This window comes from Planococcus sp. TJ-302 (genome assembly GCF_058268455.1).
The window spans coordinates 337467-352694 of record NZ_JBZDOI010000001.1 but is presented as its reverse complement, the minus strand read 5'-3'; the positions used below and the strand labels follow the sequence as shown (position 1 = coordinate 352694).

Genomic DNA, 15228 nt, shown 5'->3' with positions numbered 1-15228 from the left:
TTCAACCCCAATCTTAGAAATTAAAAAGCTGTCTTTCTTTCGAAAAACAGCTCATTTTTATTCATTTTACATGGTTTAGGCGTTTTTGTCTTTCTGCAGCCCACTTTCAGCAGAGTGGAGCGTATTTTCCATCAGCATCGCGATGGTCATTGGCCCAACACCGCCTGGCACTGGTGTAAGATAGCCCGCTATTTGTTGCACTGCAGCAAAATCGACATCGCCGCAAAGTTTGCCATTTTCATCGCGGTTCATGCCGACGTCGATTACGGTAGCACCCGGTTTTATGTGTCTGGCGCCGATGAATTTGGTTCTGCCGATAGCAGCAATCACAATGTCCGCTTGTCTGGTATATGACGCTAAATCTTGGGTTTTTGAGTGGCAAAACGTAACAGTCGCGTCCTTTTGCAGCAGCAGCTGGCCCACCGGTTTCCCGACGATATTGCTGCGGCCGACGACTACGGCGTGTTTGCCGGCAGGATCGATGCCGTAATGTTCCAGCAGTTTCATGATGCCATGCGGTGTGCACGGCAGAAATGCTTCTTTGCCGATCACCATATTGCCGACAGATATCGGATGAAAGCCATCGACATCTTTGGACGGGTCGATTGCCAATATCACTTTGAATTCATCGATATGTTCTGGCAGCGGCAATTGCACAAGGATGCCATGGATTTCAGGATCGTTGTTCAATTCCGCTATTTTCGCCAACAAGTCCTCTTCGCTCAAATGATCCGGGTATTGATGGAGATCCGAACGCATACCGAGCGATTCACACGTTTTTTTCTTGTTTTTGACATATGTAAGCGAAGCGGAATCTTCCCCTACCAGCACAACGGCCAGTCCAGGCGAAACCCCTTGTTCCTTCAATGATTTTACGCGCACTTCCACTTGCTCTTTAATCTTCTGGCTTACTGCTTTCCCGTCGATAAGAATCGCCGTCACAAAAACCCCTCCAATTTAGTTTGCTAGTTCATCAGTAAATTTCGACAGCACGCCATTAACAAAGCGGCTGGATTTATCATCTCCGAAAGTTTTGCTCAGCTCGATCGCTTCGTTCATCACGACGCTTGCCGGAGCATCTTCCATGAAAGTAAGCTCGAACACTGCCATGCGAAGAATCGTCCGTTCCACTTTTGGAAGGCGTTCAAGTGACCAGTTTTCAAGATGGCCTTTCAGCTTTTCATCAATCGCCGCCATATTCGCATGCGTACCTTCGACCAATAGCTCGTAAAAATTATCTTTCTCCACGCCTTCACCCATCACATGCTCACTAGCTTCGCCGATTGTCAGCTCCGTGCCATCGATTTGGAATAAAGTCTGGAGCGCCTTTTCTCGTGCCTCATGTCGTTTCATATAATTTCCGGTCCCCTTTTCACACTAATTACCCCTCATTATACAGCTAATCCAATAGAAGTTCCAAGTTTGAAATGTTCAGACAAAACCATGCTCCGCCCTGCGGCGGGGCATGGTTTTTGCTTCGAAGCTAGTGAAGCGGAGCGCAACGATGCAGAAGCAATAGTTATCCCCTTCGCGAAGTTAAAGAAATAAAAGCCTATTATCAGCATAGTCTGTAAACATATGAACTCCGCCCGGCGGCGGAGCATGATTTTTGCTTCGAAGCTAGCTAAGCGATGCAATTTCTTCTATGTCCCGAAGCTAGCGCAGCGATGCAGGGACAGAAGCAAAAGTTAAACCCTTCGCGGAGTTAAAGAAATTAATGCCTATTACCAGCACAGTCTGTAAACATATTAGTTCCGCCCTGCGGCGGGGCATGGTTTTTGCGTCGAAGCTAGTGAAGCGATCCAGAAGCAATAGTTATACTCGTAGCTTCATTAAAGAAATAAAATCCTAATACCGTCACTTGAATTAAACAAATGAGCTCCGCCTTACGTCGGCTACTGGTTTTTGCTTCGAAGCTAGTGAAGCAGTTTTGCGGAGTATCATCAACTAAATTGCCACCCCAAAAATTAAAAAACAAAAGCCGCCCAATAAGCCCGGGTTCCGGACTTATCAGGCAGCTCTTTAATGCTGCTCGTCTGTATGGGACGTTTCAAATTGCACGCCGGTGATATGGACGTTGACTTCCTGTGTCTGAAGACTTGTCATATTCTCAAGCGTTTGGCGCACATGTTCCTGGACTTTCTGCGCTGTTTTCGGAATAGACACGCCATAATTCACGACGCAATACACATCAATCATCAATCCGGCTTCTGACAACTCGGATTTGACACCTTTTCCATGGACTTTTTTGCCCAAGCGCTCAACGACGCCTGATGCAAAATTGCCGCGCATGCTGGCGATCCCTTCGATATCGGACACCGCAATGCTTGCGATGATCTCCAATACTTCAGGTGCCACTTCGATGCTGCCTAAATCCTGTGCGCCATGTGATTTCATGCGCAAATACGGTGCTGTTTTTTCAGACATATGGCAACTCTCCTTTTAGGACTCTAAAACATCATATTTTTCAAGGAATTTCGTGTTGAAATCCCCGGATTTGAATACTTCGTGATCCATTAATTTTAAATGGAACGGGATAGTTGTGTGAACGCCTTCTATTGCAAACTCGCTCAATGCGCGTTTCATTTTGGCAATCGCTTCTTCGCGCGTATCGGCGAATGTAATCAGCTTCGCAACCATCGAATCGTAATACGGCGGAATTGTATAGCCTGGGTACATTGCCGAATCGACGCGTACGCCGAGGCCGCCTGGAGCTAAGTACATCGACACTTTTCCTGCAGACGGCATAAAGTTCTTCGCCGGATTTTCTGCATTGATGCGGCATTCGATCGCCCATCCTTTAAACGTTACATCTTCTTGCGTGTATGCCAAGGTTTCCCCAGAAGCGACTTTCAGCTGCTGCTGGATCAAGTCGATGCCGGTAATCATTTCTGTGACTGGATGCTCCACCTGAATGCGCGTATTCATTTCCATGAAATAGAATTTCTGGTTGACGGCGTCGAAGATGAATTCAACCGTACCGGCTCCGCGGTAATTGACGGCAAGAGCCGCTTTCACCGCGGCATCGCCCATTTCAGCACGCAATTCCGGGCTGAGTGCAGGAGACGGCGCCTCCTCGACCAATTTCTGCATGCGGCGTTGAATCGAACAATCGCGTTCGCCCAAATGAATTGCGTTGCCGTGCGAATCCGCCATCACTTGGATTTCCACGTGGCGGAAATCTTCGATGAATTTCTCGATGTAAACACCGGGATTGCCGAACGCTGCAGCTGCTTCTTTTTGGGTCATGCGCAGGCCAGTGATAAAATCTTCACGGCTGCGGGCGACACGGATCCCTTTGCCCCCGCCTCCTGCAGTCGCTTTAATGATGACCGGAAATCCGAGTTCTTCCGCGATTTCCAAGCCTTCTTTTTCACTGCCGACAATGCCGGTGGAGCCTGGGACTACAGGGACGCCTGCCAGTCTCATTGTTTCACGCGCGACATCTTTAGTGCCCATTTTTGAAATGGCTTCTGAAGTCGGGCCGATGAACATGATATCGCATGCTTCGCAAAGCTCTGCGAAACTGGCATTTTCTGCCAGGAAACCATATCCTGGGTGGATGCCGTCGCAATTCGTCAATTTTGCTACAGAAATGATATTAGAGAAGTTCAAGTAACTGTCTTTAGACGCTTTCGGTCCGATGCAATACGCTTCATCAGCAAGCTCGACGTGAAGCGCTTCCTTATCGGCTTCCGAATAAACTGCAACTGTCGCGATATCCATTTCTTTGCAGGCACGGATAATGCGGACAGCAATTTCACCGCGGTTGGCAATTAATACTTTTTTCATAGGGTTCCCCTCCTCAGTTCGCTTTAACGAGGAATAGAGGTTGGCCGTATTCAACCAATTGGCCGTCTTGAACCAGGATTTCCGTGATTTCCCCATCCACTTCCGCTTCGATTTCATTGAACAGCTTCATCGCTTCTACGATGCAGACCACTTGGTCGGCGGATACTTTCGATCCAACTTTTACATACGCCTCGTCTTCCGGTGATGGTGACATATAGAATGTCCCAACCATCGGCGACAAAATTTTATGCAGGTCGTCGTTATTGTCGACTGCCAATTCCGGTGTTTCTTCTGAAATCAATTCTTCGGCTTTCGCTGCAGGAGCCGGGTTTGCGGCCGGTGCGGGTGCACTCGTCTCAGCTTTAGGTAATGCCGGTGGAGCTTGTGTTGCCGGGGCTTGGACAGCTCCGCCATTTTTCTTCAATTTCACTTTGACGCCTTCAGACTCATAAGTGAATTCGTCGATAGACGATCCATCCACCAATTTGATGATTTCGCGTATTTCTTGGATTTTCAAATGATCCTACTCCCCTTTTATGTATATTTGTTGCCACTATCCCATTTTAGACTTTTTCAATCTATTTTGAAATAGCCAACGGAATATTTAAAAAAAGGCCTCTAGATTATAGAGGCCGATTGCATGGATTATTGTGCGCGTGAGACGTAAGAAGAATCCGTTGTGTTGATGATCAGCCTATCGCCTTCGTTGATGAAGAATGGCACTTGAATAATAAGGCCAGTCGTCAATTTAGCAGGCTTTGTTCCGCCGCTCGCTGTATCGCCTTTGATGCCTGGGTCAGTTTCGGCTACTTCAAGCACGACTGAATTCGGCAATTCCACTCCTAGCACTTCGCCTTGGAATTGGATGACTTGAACTTCCATGTTTTCTTGCAGGAATTTCAATTCGTATTCAATGCTTTTTTCCGGCAATTCAATTTGGTCGTATGTTTCTGTATCCATGAACGCATGGACGTCGCCGCTTGCGTAAAGGTACTGCATTTTGCGGTTGTCGATCTGCGCTTTAGCGACTTTCTCGCCAGCTCGGAACGTTTTCTCTGTGACGCTTCCTGTACGCAGGTTGCGGAGCTTTGTGCGCACGAATGCCGCACCTTTGCCCGGTTTGACGTGCTGGAATTCCATAACGCGCCAAATGCCGTTATCCACTTCTATTGTGACGCCTGTTTTAAAATCGTTTACTGAGATCATTTAATTTCCTCCGTTACTTGTAAAATACGCAGTTCTTTTGTGGAGTGGGTCAATCGTTCATTGCCGGACTCGGTTATTAGTATATCATCTTCTATGCGGACTCCGCCAATACCCGGCAGATAAATTCCAGGCTCCACTGTCACTGCCATTCCTGGCTCGAGTACGGTCTGCGATTTGAATGAAAGACCGGGAGCTTCATGGACTTCAAGGCCGATGCCGTGGCCAGTCGAATGGCCGAATGCTTCCCCGTATCCTTTTGACTTGATGTGGTCGCGCGCGATCGCGTCCGCTTCAATTCCTGTCATCCCGGGTTTGATGTTTTGGAGCGCTAGCACCTGGGAGTCTAAAACGATCTGGTAAACTTCCTTCATCTTTTCAGACGGCTCTCCGACAGCAACCGTCCGTGTGATGTCTGAGATATAGCCATTGTACAAAGCGCCGAAGTCCAAGGTGACCATATCGCCTTCTTCGATCTTTTTATCCGTTGCGACGCCGTGCGGCAAAGCAGAACGGCCGCCTGAAGCGACAATGATATCGAAAGACGATGAAGTCGCCCCTTGTTTGCGCATGAAGAATTCCAGCTCGTTGGATACTTCCACTTCAGCCATTCCCGGCTTGATGAACGTGCAAATATGCTCGAATGCGTCATCGGCGATTTTCGCAGCCGCTTTCAAAATTTCTACTTCTTCAGGCGTTTTGATCATGCGGATCTTCTCGATCAAGCCGCTTGCCGGCTTCAACTCGGCTTCCAGCTTTTCAACGTATTGTGTGTAAAGAGCAAACGTTACATAATCCTGTTCGAATGATACCGATCCAAGGCCAAGCGATTTCGATATCTCGGCTACCTCTTCTAGCAGGTTGGTCTTCGCCTGTACGACTTCAAATTCTTTAACTTGGGCTGACGCCTGTTCCGTGTAGCGGAAATCCGTGACGAAAAAAGCTTTTTCCTGCGATACAAGCGCAAGGCCAGCGGACCCCGTAAATTCCGTTATGTACCGTAAATTATTTTGGCTGGTGATCAATAAAGCCTCGATATTCTGCTGTTCCATTTCGTTTCGCAATTTTTGAAGTTTCACTGGATTCATCCTCTCGATTGGGTTAAAAGCAGCGCATGCAGCGCAAGTTTGTAGACATCTTTGCCGAATCCCGTAATTTGTCCGGCGGCAACCGGCGCGATATGGGAATGGCGGCGGAATTCCTCCCGCTTGTAAACGTTTGAGATATGTACTTCAATAACAGGAATCTGGATGGACGCAATTGCGTCGCGTATCGCTACACTTGTATGGGTATATGCCCCCGCATTCAGCACAATGGCATCCGTGCCATCGTCCGCTGCCTTGTGGATCCAGTCGATCAGTTCGCCTTCATGGTTTGACTGCAAGCAAGAAAGTTCAATCCCATTGACCGCTGAAAAATCCATCAGCTCTGTTTCCAACTCCTCCAGCGTAAACGTGCCGTAGGCTTCCTTTTCGCGCTTGCCGAGGCGGTTCAGGTTCGGTCCATTCAAACACAACACTTTCATTGACCCCACTCCTATCCTGTCACATTCTTCATTATTTTATCACAGCAGCCTAAGAGAGCAAATCTTTCATCTATTTGGTCTTTCGCTTCACTGGAAGGCAGAACTCTTCTTTTGCTAGTACCGGTTGAATTCAAAATAGTTCATGTCAACCGCTCTTTAGTTCATGTAGACTGTCCGCTTCGTCATGTTAATTCTAAATTAATGCCGATTTAGGGCTTCAGCTTTTAAAAGAAGTCCGTTTTGCGAAGCTCTTGTTACGTTCTTGATTTTTTATCAAAAAAACCTTATGTAATAATATACATTTATTTTTTCTAAAGGCGTATGCATCAATTTTCGGACGCAAAAAAACGCGGCGGCTGGAGCCGTCGCGCTTTTGGAATGGATATTCGATTAAAGTCCGCATTTCAATTGGGCATTGCAATTGGTGCAGGTATTGCAGCCGCCCATTTCTTCAACAGTCCCTTGGCGGCAGACTGGGCAAGTATCGCCCACTTCAGAGCCGATCGAGACGTTCGTTGAACGCAGATCTTGGATGGTATCAATAAGAACGATTGGACGCTTGCCTTTCACTTCTTCTTGATGCGGTTCTTCGAATGTGTTGTCCTCCGCTTTCAGAGTCAATACTTGCGAGTCACGGCTGCCATCGACATAGACGGTCCCGCCTTTCGCGCCGCCTTTGTAAAGACGCTCGTAGACGCCTTCAACTTGCTCCACTGTGTAGCCGCGCGGTGCATTGACCGTTTTGGAGATGGACGAATCAATCCAGCGCTGGATGATGCATTGCACATCCGCATGCGCTTCCGGAGCCAAGTCCATGGAGGTGACAAACGCTTTCGGAAGATTTTCTTCGTCCGCTTCCGGATTGTTTTTCAAGTATTCACGTACGATATCAGCTTTTACCTCGATAAATTTACCAAGGCGGCCGCTGCGGTAATAGGTGAATGAATAATATGGCTCCAGGCCGGTCGATACGCCGACCATCGTGCCCGTTGAACCCGTAGGTGCCACTGTCAGCAAATGCGAGTTGCGGATGCCATTTTCAAGGATGCCTGCACGGATTTCTTCCGGCATGTCTTGCATAAAGCCTGTTTCTGTAAACGCTTTGCGCAGCGCTGCTGTTTCTTCATCGGTTTTGCCGATCAAGAATGGGAAGCTTCCGCGTTCTGACGCCAATTCAACCGATTCTTCGTATGCCGCTGCTGCAATGGTCTTGAAGATTTCATCGACCAACTCGTTGCCTTCAGGCGAGCCGTATTCTTTGTCGCAATAAATCAACAGATCCGCAAGCCCCATAACTCCAAGGCCGACACGCCGTTCGCCAAGCGCCTGCACCCGGTTTTCTTCAAGGAAGTAAGGTGTAGCGTCAATAACGTTGTCCTGCATGCGGACACCGACTTTGACCGTTTCTTTCAACGCTTTAAAATCGACTCTTTTCGTTTTCGCATCTGCGAATTGCGCCAAGTTGACAGCTGCCAAGTTGCACACTGAATATGGTGCTAACGGCTGTTCGCCGCACGGGTTTGTTGCTACGACTTTTTGGCCGTAAGCTGTTGCGTTCGTTTTCGCATTGGCGTTGTCGATGAAGAAAATGCCTGGCTCTGCGGAATACGTCGCACAAACGTTGATGAGGTTCCATAGCTCGCGCGCTTTCATTGTGCGGTAGACACGCACTTTATGGCCCAAACGCTCCCATTCGCGTACGTCTCCGACTTCTTGCCATTTTTCGTTATAGACGGCCATTTCTTCTTTCGAGTACGATTCAACTGCCGGGAATCGCAAATCGAAATCTGCGTCCCTTTCGACCGCTTTCATGAAATCGTCCGTCAAGGTTACTGAAATATTCGCACCTGTCAGGAATTCTTCGTTATGGACCGTATAAGTACCGCCATCGCGCAGCTTTGTTTCAGCATCGCGCATGATTTTTTCATTGAAGCCGCCCATTCCAGGAATCGCGCGGTAATTCAGGATTCCTTGATACATCGCGTCTTCTTGTTCTGTCAGCGCTTTGAACTTCAATTTTTCATGGGCAAGTTTTTTAATCGTTTCGTCTTCTGTGTTTTCGATCAAGTAGCGGAGAATCCGCGGGTTCTGCATTTTTGAAATGATGAACTCCGCGATATCCGGATGCCAGTCAGCAAGCATGATCATCTGCGCACCGCGGCGCGATCCGCCTTGCTCGACAAGATGAGTCAATTTCGCGATATCGTCCAGCCATGAAACAGAGCCGGAAGATTTGCCGTTGACGCCTCTCGCCAATGTATTGCGCGGACGAAGCGTCGAGCCGTTCGTGCCGACGCCTCCTCCGCGGCTCATGATTTCCATCACTTGCTTGCGGTGGTCGGAAATTCCTTCGCGCGAATCAGCGACGAAAGGCATCACGTAGCAATTGAAATACGTAACATCTGTTCCGGCACCCGCTCCGTATAGAACGCGCCCTGCAGGAATGAATTTCAGCCCGACAAGCTGCTCGTAGAATTTATTGAACCAATGCTCACGCTTTTCGGGAGTCGTTTCAACAGACGCCAGGCCCGTTGCGTTGCGTTTCGCGATTTGTTCGTAATACACTTCCAGAGGTTTTTCGATGACATCAAGGCTGCGGTTGACGATGCCGGCTTCCATTTCTTCCGGTTTGTCGATTGCGCTGCGGTAATCTTCCTCGATCCAAATTTGCGCCGTGTTAGCCGCTTTGTCGACGGAAACGATGAAACCGAGTCCGCGGGCTGGGAATTTCGGATCTTGCTTGACGGTCAATACGACAAAGTCGCCTGCTTTGAGCGTCTTTTTCTCCGTATCCTTAAAAGAATAGCGGTCGATCATCACGAGGCGAGATACCCCTTTATGTGTCGTTTTCATGTCCGGAGTGATTGCATGGACTTGAGGGAACGACTGGATATCGCTATTCAACGACACCGGATTTAATGAATATTTTTTTTGAGTGGCAGAAACCATTTGACATTTCCTCCTTCATATTATATGGAGTAAACACTATATATAGTATTATTACATTTCCCATCCTACTATATATTGAAACGTCACTGCAATAACAAAATTTTGCTGGTTTTTCCATGAGACGTCTCAAAGCTGAATGTGCAACGGTTTCTGCCAAAACCGACGCTCCAAAATGAGTCTTTAGTCTCCTTAGGTGCGAAAATTCCAATCGTCATTTGCGTAGCGTTTTTCTTCGATTTTTTTCACTTCGGCGAGCTGGCTTTCCGACAAATGGTAAGGCGCCAATCGGATCGCTAAAGCCTTCTCGAATCCGGCTTTGAACACTGGAACACATTGCTCCGCGGTGACGCCGTCCTCAAGCAGCGAATTGATCGATACTGCTTTTACCGGAATTTTTTTGCGCATCCGCTCTTTTGAAGCTTCATCTTTGAACTTGAACACCGATAATAATTTTTCCGCATCCAAATCGATCAAGATCGCACCATGCTGCAGGATTACGCCTTTTTGGCGCGTCTGTGCACTGCCCGCCACCTTTTTGCCGGCAACGACCATTTCATACCAGCTTGGTGCGTCAAAACATACCGCACTTTTCGGTTTTTTCAAATCCGCTATTTCATTTTCGCTTTCGGGAATCGAAAAATAGGCGTCGAGCCCCAAATTTCTGAAGCCTTCCAATAATCCCTCGCTGAGCACCCTATAGGCCGCTGTCACCGTCTCCGGCATATCCGGATAGGCTTCGCTCACAATAATGCTGTACGTCAGCTCATGCTCGTGCAGCACGCCTCTGCCGCCGGTCGGACGGCGCACAAAGCCAAGGCCGAGTCTTTTCACGGCCTCCATGTCGATTTCCTGCTCGACTTTCTGGAAATAGCCGATTGACAGCGCAGCCGGCTCCCAACCGTAAAATCGGATAACCGGTGGAATCAGTCCTTCACTATGCCAATTCAGCAGCGCTTCATCGAGCGCCATATTAAAAGAAGCCGGCGCTTTGCCGGTATCGATGAATAACCATTCTTGAAAATTCACAAGATCGCCCCCTAAATTCTTTAATTAGTGTAACATTGCCATTGAATAAGAGTCACTTCATCTTTTATAATAAAGAGAGAATAGAAAGGGGCAAGAACATTGGATTTTCTTTACATCACTTTAGGCGTCGTAGTTGCAGTGCTCATCTTTGCTGCAATTTCATATTTCCGCATCAAGAAAGCCGTAACCACATTGACACAAGAACAATTTATCGAAGGCTACCGCAAAGCGCAGCTGATCGATGTACGTGAAGCGAAAGATTTTGCAAACGGCCATATCCTTGGTGCGCGCAATATCCCGCAAACACAATTGAACCAGCGCTACAAAGAAATCCGCGCTGACAAACCCGTTTACATTTATGACCAGAACGGTGTACGCAGCGGCCGCGTCGGTTTGTTCCTGAAGAAAAAAGGCTACGACCAATTATACCAACTACAAGGCGGCTTCAAGCAATGGAGCGGCAAGGTCAAAATCAAACAATAGTTTAGAGCCTTTCCCGCGTGTGGAAAGGCTTTTTTCAATCGCTGGGCCCATTATATGAATTGGAGGAAAAACATGTTACCTAAAATTTTATTTCCCCACGGGGAAAGCCTGCGTGAAACTTTGCCGCATTATGCAGAAATTGCGGCGATTTCCGAAAAAGCATTGGCAGCGCTCGATGGACATTCTGAAGGGCCTTGGTTCCACATCGACATCGAGGATACAATTACACAGCTCCATACCCACCTGATTGATCTTATGGAAAAGGGCAGCTTGCAATTCGAGACGCTGGGTTTCTTGTATCAAGCCCGTCCGCTCGGCAAAATTGCCAGCACTGAAGAAGATGATCAAAGCGGCAGCCTTAGAGTCCGGCTGAGTTTCGAAAACCGTCTGGTCTATTTTCCCGAATTTGATGTAGCGCTATCGCAATACCCCATTTTCACTGCTGCTGAAAATGCCTGGCCAGAATTCCAGTGTTTCGCAAAATCAGAACAAGCCACACTCGCTTTCCTAGAAGCCATGAATGATTTGCTGCGGCTCGAATTGATGAACAGCATCACTTTTCTTGTTGATACCGATGATGGTGTCAAACGCCGAAATTATGGAGAGATGGCCATTGTCAACCGTGATGACGTCATACTCGAAGCTGGGGTCAAGAAGGACATTTTCCGCTCGATCGATGAATTCTTCCGGGAAGACGGCGTATTCTTCAAAGAATACGGAGTTCCTTACAAACGGGGCATTTTGCTTTATGGCGCGCCCGGCAACGGCAAAACGACACTGGTGAAGTCAATCACCGGTTCTACTGAAGCGCCTGTCGTTTACTGGCAGATCACCGAGTTTACTTCCAGCTATACCGTTCAGGAAGTTTTCAGTACAGTGTCGCGTCTCGCTCCCGCCATTCTGGTCATCGAGGATATCGACTCGATGCCCGAGTTTACACGATCCGTGTTTCTCAATACACTCGACGGCACACAATCGCGCGAGGGACTCTTTATCATCGGGACGACAAATTACCCGGAACGAATCGATCCAGCTCTTATAAACCGTGCTGGACGCTTTGATCGAGCTTATGAGATCCCTTCGCCTGACAAAAAGCTGCGCAAGCAATATTTGAAGAAGCTTGACGTCAAGTCGATTTTCACTCCAGAACAACTAGAGGATATGGCCAAGCTTTCAAAAGGCTTATCGATTTCCCAACTAAACGAACTGTATATGTCTGCTGCCTTGAACTGGCATTATGAAGGGGAAACGAAATATGGAGAACGCATCCAAGAACTTCAGAAGCAAAGCAGACGATCTGCAAAAAACGATTGGGATGATGCTGATTCGCCAATCGGTTTCTACTAAACAAGCACCCGATATTGCTAAAAAAAGCCCGCCTGCGAAATTTCGCAGGCGGGCTTTTCCTATATTGTTTTATTCAGCTTTCGTGTAGCGGAGAACCGGTTTACGGGCAGCCTGTGTTTCATCTAGGCGCTTGATCACCGTCGTGTGCGGTGCGTTCTGCACGATTTCCGGATTGTCTTCGACTTCCTTGGCAATCTGGATCATCGCATCAATAAACGCATCCAAAGTCTCTTTTGACTCGGTCTCAGTCGGCTCGATCATCATGCCTTCCTCGACGTTCAATGGGAAATAGATCGTCGGCGGGTGGTAGCCGAAGTCCAGCAAGCGTTTTGCCATATCCAAAGTGCGCACGCCCAATTTTTTCTGGCGGCGGCCGCTCAAGACAAATTCATGCTTGCAATGGCGGTCGTATGGCAAATCGAAGAATGGCTGCAGCTTGCGCATCATATAGTTTGCGTTCAATACCGCATATTCGGTCACGGCTTTCAAGCCATCCGGCCCCATTGAGCGGATGTACGTGTAAGCACGAACGTTGATGCCGAAGTTGCCGTAGAACGGTTTTACGCGTCCGATGGTTTCCGGGCGGTTATAGTCGAACGTATAAGCATCATTTGTTTTAACCAGCACTGGGCTTGGCAAATATGGAATCAAATCTTTATGGACGCCGACTGGCCCAGATCCTGGTCCACCGCCGCCATGTGGTCCTGTGAATGTTTTATGCAAATTCAAATGGACAACATCAAAGCCCATGTCGCCAGGGCGCGCTTTTGACATAACGGCATTCAAGTTCGCGCCGTCATAGTAAAGTTTCCCGCCGACTTCGTGGATGATGGCAGCCATTTCAAGAATCTGTTCTTCGAAAAGGCCCAATGTGTTCGGGTTGGTCAGCATTAAGGCTGCTGTGTCGTTCCCGACTACACGTTTCAAATCCTCCAGATCGACAAGCCCGTGTTCATTCGACTTGACCGTTACCGTTTCAAAACCGGCAACTGTAGCCGAAGCAGGATTTGTGCCGTGTGCTGAATCGGGGACGATGACTTTCGTACGGTTCATATCGCCGCGTGATTCGTGGTAAGCGCGAATCATCATCAATCCTGTCCATTCACCGTGTGCACCCGCTGCTGGCTGAAGCGTCACTTCGTCCATGCCCGTGATTTCCTTCAAATGCTCTTGAAGGTCGAACATCAATTCCATAGCTCCTTGGACGGTAGACTCGTCCTGCAAAGGATGAATATTCGCGAATCCAGGATAGCGCGCTACGGATTCATTGATTTTCGGATTGTATTTCATCGTGCAAGAACCAAGTGGATAGAAGCCTGAATCAACGCCATGGTTGCGTTTTGACAACGCCGTATAATGGCGCATGATATCAAGTTCAGATACTTCCGGCAAGTCAGCCGCTTCTTCGCGGATCAAACCCGCAGGCAGGATATCGTTCAAGTCGACTTCCGGCACGTCCAATTCTGGCAGGCTATAGCCTACGCGGCCTTCTTTCGTCATTTCAAAGATGAGTAGTTGGTTATCTTTATGCATGAGTAGCCCCCATTTCCTGCACTGCTGCAGCAAGTTCCTGCACGAATGCATCAATCTCTTCTTTTGTCCGCTGCTCGGTTACCGCGACAAGCGTATGGCCTTCAAGCTCCGGATAACTGCGCCCGAGGTCGTAGCCGCCTATTATGCCTTTTTGGAGCAAGCGTGCATTCAATTCTTTCGAAGGTGTTTGGGTTTTCACAGTCAACTCGTTGAAATGGGCTCCGTCAAAAATCACGTCAAAGCCGGCTTCTTTTAATTGCTGCTTCATATAATGTGTTTTAGTAATGTTCTGTACAGCAATTTCTTTCGCGCCTGCCTTGCCAAGAGCTGTCATAGCCACAGCAGCAGCCAATGCATTCAGTGCTTGGTTTGAACAGATATTCGAAGTCGCTTTATCGCGGCGGATGTGCTGCTCGCGCGCTTGCAGCGTCAAAACGAATCCGCGGCGTCCGTCTTCATCAACCGTTTCACCCACTAAACGCCCCGGAACTTTACGCATCAATTGTTTGGTAACAGCGAAATAGCCGCAATGCGGACCGCCGAACGCTTCTGAGATGCCGAAAGGCTGTGCGTCGCCGACAGTGATGTCAGCTCCAAGTTTGCCGGGAGGCGTCAATGCGCCAAGCGCCAATGGGTTAGCCGAAACCGCGAACAATGCGCCCGCTTCATGGATAATCGGCTCCAGCCCTTTCAAGTCTTCAACTTGGCCGAAGAAATTCGGGTATTGCACCATGACTGCAGCCGTATCGCCGTCGATCATTTCTTTCAAAGCATCAAGATCGGTATGTCCGTCTTTCAATGGAATTTCTTCAACAGCAATTGATTGCCCTAACGCATAAGTGCGAACGACATCACGTGTTTCAGGATGGACAGCGCGCGACACCAGGATTTTTTTGCGGCGCGTGTGGCCTGCAGCAAGCATTCCTGCTTCCGCTAGAGCTGTGCCTCCGTCATACATAGAAGAGTTCGCAAGGTCCATGCCCGTCAATTCGCTAATCATCGTTTGGAATTCAAAAATCGCCTGCAGCTCACCTTGTGAAATTTCTGGCTGATAGGGTGTATAAGCCGTATAAAATTCAGAACGTGAAATGACGTGGTCGACGATGATCGGTTTGTAATGATCGTAGACACCCGCTCCAAGGAATGAAGCATAGCGGTTTGTATCAGCATTTTTCGCTGCCAATTGCGCCAGTTCTTTCGTCAAAGAAGATTCCGATTTTGCCGCTTTGATCTTGTATTCGCCTTTAAAGCGAACTTTCTCCGGAATATCTGCAAATAGCTCATCAATCGACTGGATGCCAATAACATCCAGCATTTCTTTTTCATCTTGAGACGTCATTGGTAAGTAGCGATGTTTCATAGAGTGCAGT

General features: G+C 48.2%; 14 protein-coding genes. 2 read left to right on the top strand and 12 right to left on the bottom strand.

Annotated elements, in window-relative coordinates:
* Positions 1 to 75: 75 nt before the first annotated feature.
* From folD to AC4EHB_RS01795, 10 genes are all read right to left on the bottom strand, one after another.
* Positions 76 to 942 carry a bifunctional methylenetetrahydrofolate dehydrogenase/methenyltetrahydrofolate cyclohydrolase FolD gene (folD, locus tag AC4EHB_RS01840; protein ID WP_490980525.1) on the bottom strand — a complete coding sequence of 289 codons (867 nt, stop codon included), beginning with the start codon at positions 940 to 942 and terminating at the stop codon, positions 76 to 78.
* A 15-nt stretch (positions 943 to 957) separates the two neighbouring features.
* A complete protein-coding gene (gene nusB, locus AC4EHB_RS01835; protein WP_490980524.1) occupies positions 958 to 1353 on the bottom strand; it encodes a transcription antitermination factor NusB in 396 nt (131 codons plus the stop codon).
* Between the two features lie 669 nt (positions 1354 to 2022).
* Positions 2023 to 2427, bottom strand: a complete 405-nt coding sequence (locus tag AC4EHB_RS01830) for an Asp23/Gls24 family envelope stress response protein (protein ID WP_490973884.1) — start codon at positions 2425 to 2427, stop codon at positions 2023 to 2025.
* 15 nt (positions 2428 to 2442) lie between these two features.
* Positions 2443 to 3792, bottom strand: coding sequence for an acetyl-CoA carboxylase biotin carboxylase subunit (accC, locus tag AC4EHB_RS01825; RefSeq protein WP_490973883.1), 1350 nt, complete (start codon positions 3790 to 3792; stop codon positions 2443 to 2445).
* Positions 3793 to 3805: 13 nt separating this feature from the next.
* Positions 3806 to 4309 (bottom strand): acetyl-CoA carboxylase biotin carboxyl carrier protein, encoded by a 504-nt coding sequence (gene accB, locus AC4EHB_RS01820; RefSeq protein WP_490973882.1) that lies wholly within the window; start codon positions 4307 to 4309, stop codon positions 3806 to 3808.
* A 128-nt stretch (positions 4310 to 4437) separates the two neighbouring features.
* Complete coding sequence (gene efp / locus AC4EHB_RS01815; RefSeq protein WP_490973881.1) at positions 4438 to 4998, bottom strand: elongation factor P; 561 nt, start codon at positions 4996 to 4998, stop codon at positions 4438 to 4440.
* Entirely contained in the window at positions 4995 to 6083 is a 1089-nt protein-coding gene (locus tag AC4EHB_RS01810) for a M24 family metallopeptidase (protein ID WP_490980523.1), read from the bottom strand. Before AC4EHB_RS01810 ends, efp begins: the two co-directional genes overlap by 4 nt.
* Positions 6080 to 6520 (bottom strand): type II 3-dehydroquinate dehydratase, encoded by a 441-nt coding sequence (gene aroQ, locus AC4EHB_RS01805; protein ID WP_490973879.1) that lies wholly within the window; start codon positions 6518 to 6520, stop codon positions 6080 to 6082. The genes AC4EHB_RS01810 and aroQ overlap by 4 nt, the downstream gene beginning before the upstream one ends.
* A gap of 390 nt (positions 6521 to 6910) precedes the next feature.
* A complete protein-coding gene (locus AC4EHB_RS01800; RefSeq protein WP_490973878.1) occupies positions 6911 to 9469 on the bottom strand; it encodes a vitamin B12-dependent ribonucleotide reductase in 2559 nt (852 codons plus the stop codon).
* A gap of 189 nt (positions 9470 to 9658) precedes the next feature.
* Positions 9659 to 10438: a lipoate--protein ligase family protein gene (locus AC4EHB_RS01795; protein WP_490981479.1), complete on the bottom strand. Its 780-nt coding sequence runs from the start codon at positions 10436 to 10438 to the stop codon at positions 9659 to 9661.
* A gap of 156 nt (positions 10439 to 10594) precedes the next feature.
* Here AC4EHB_RS01795 and AC4EHB_RS01790 point away from each other — a divergent pair, with 156 nt between their 5' ends.
* A complete protein-coding gene (locus AC4EHB_RS01790; RefSeq protein ID WP_490973877.1) occupies positions 10595 to 10978 on the top strand; it encodes a rhodanese-like domain-containing protein in 384 nt (127 codons plus the stop codon).
* A 72-nt stretch (positions 10979 to 11050) separates the two neighbouring features.
* Positions 11051 to 12325 carry an AAA family ATPase gene (locus AC4EHB_RS01785; protein ID WP_490980522.1) on the top strand — a complete coding sequence of 425 codons (1275 nt, stop codon included), beginning with the start codon at positions 11051 to 11053 and terminating at the stop codon, positions 12323 to 12325.
* A 69-nt stretch (positions 12326 to 12394) separates the two neighbouring features.
* On the opposite strand, the gene gcvPB is transcribed toward AC4EHB_RS01785, so the two are convergent.
* The gene (gcvPB, locus tag AC4EHB_RS01780) at positions 12395 to 13858 is read right to left on the bottom strand and encodes an aminomethyl-transferring glycine dehydrogenase subunit GcvPB (RefSeq protein ID WP_490980521.1); all 1464 of its coding nucleotides are present in this window, start codon (positions 13856 to 13858) and stop codon (positions 12395 to 12397) included.
* The gene (gene gcvPA, locus AC4EHB_RS01775) at positions 13851 to 15218 is read right to left on the bottom strand and encodes an aminomethyl-transferring glycine dehydrogenase subunit GcvPA (protein ID WP_490980520.1); all 1368 of its coding nucleotides are present in this window, start codon (positions 15216 to 15218) and stop codon (positions 13851 to 13853) included. Before gcvPA ends, gcvPB begins: the two co-directional genes overlap by 8 nt.
* Positions 15219 to 15228: the final 10 nt, after the last annotated feature.